The organism is Kitasatospora sp. NE20-6 (assembly GCF_045862635.1).
The window spans coordinates 1-1,338 of the sequence record NZ_BPRL01000164.1 but is presented as its reverse complement, the minus strand read 5'-3'; the positions used below and the strand labels follow the sequence as shown (position 1 = coordinate 1,338).

The window sequence follows — 1,338 nt, the reverse complement described above, 5'->3', positions numbered from 1 at the left end:
GGGATGCTCTTATGGATGTCAAGCAGCGGTGGTGAGCTGCTCGGTGGTGATGTGTGGGGCGCTGGGTGCGGTCAGGATCTGGTAGATCTCGCGGGCGATGAACCGCTTGAGGCAGCGGATGATCTCCTTCTTCGAGAGTCCTTCGGTGGTCCTGCGCTGCATGTAGTGCTTGGTGCGTTCGTCCCAGCGCAGTCGGCAGAGCACGATGCGGTAGAGCGCGGCGTTGGCGCCGCGGTCGCCGCCCCGGTTGAGCCGGTGGCGCTGGGTACGGCCAGAGGAGGCCGGTAGCGGTGCGACACCGCAGAGCATGGCGAAGGCCGCTTCCGAGCGCAGGCGCTCGGAGTTCTCCCCGGCCGTGACCAGTAGCTGCCCGGCAACGTCGGCACCGACGCCGTTCAGGGCGAGGAGGGCCGGGGCGATTGCGGCGACCAGTGGGGTGATGAGCTCGTCGAGCTCGCTGATCTCCTCGGTGAGGCGCTGGTAGCGGCGGGCCAGTGTCCGCAGCGCGAGCCTGGCCGCGGCGACCGGCTCACCCGCCCGCTTCGCATCCGGCCGAGAGGCGGCGCACGTGGCGATCAGCCGCCGGTCGCCCAGGTCCCGCAGGACGGCCCGCAGTTCCTCTGGGGCGGTGATGATCAGAGTCTTCATCTGCCTTGCCACATCGGCGCGTTGGCTCACCGCGCTGCGGCGGGCGACGCGCAGACTCCGCAGGGCCTCCACCCGGCCGTCGCGCTGCTTGGGTATGCCGGTGCGACGCTGGGCGAGGGCGGCGCGGGCCGCCGCCTCGGCGTCGACCGGGTCGGATTTGCCCTGCCAGCGGCGGGCCTTGCGGTCCGGGCGGTCGATCTCGACCACGGTCACGTCCTGCTCGCGGAGATGGCGGGCGAGGCCGGCCCCGTAGGCGCCAGTGCCCTCCACACCGACCAGCACCAGGGTGCCGAAGGAGCGGAGCCAGGCCAGGAGCTGCCGGTAGCCGGCTGCGGTGGCCTCGAACTGCTCGGCGCCCAGGGGGCGTCCGGCCGAGTCGACGGCGGCTGCAGTGTGGGTGTCCTTGTGCGTGTCGACGCCGCCGGTGATCTCGCGGGTCTGCTGTGCGATGGTGGACATCGCCGTCCTCTCCATTGAACCGGGTGGGGCGGCAGCCACCGGCCCGGCGGGCGGACAGGACAGTGATGGGGCCTCTGGCCAGGCTCTTATGAAGTCACGCGAGCCGGGCCGGTGGATGCTCACGAACGCCTCCCGGACGGGGCCGACAGATCCCGTTGAGGACCCGAGGTCAGTCAGTCGCTGGGTCAGACCCCGCCGGGAGACGCTCATGAACATCCTCACTGTCAGTCG

At 70.9% G+C, this 1,338-nt stretch carries 1 protein-coding gene; it reads right to left on the bottom strand.

Going from position 1 to position 1,338, the window contains the following annotated elements; all coding sequences use genetic code 11:
• Positions 1–18: 18 nt before the first annotated feature.
• Positions 19–1,107 carry an IS110 family transposase gene (locus SNE206_RS39980; RefSeq protein WP_407918505.1) on the bottom strand — a complete coding sequence of 363 codons (1,089 nt, stop codon included), beginning with the start codon at positions 1,105–1,107 and terminating at the stop codon, positions 19–21.
• Between the last annotated feature and the right edge of the window lie 231 nt (positions 1,108–1,338).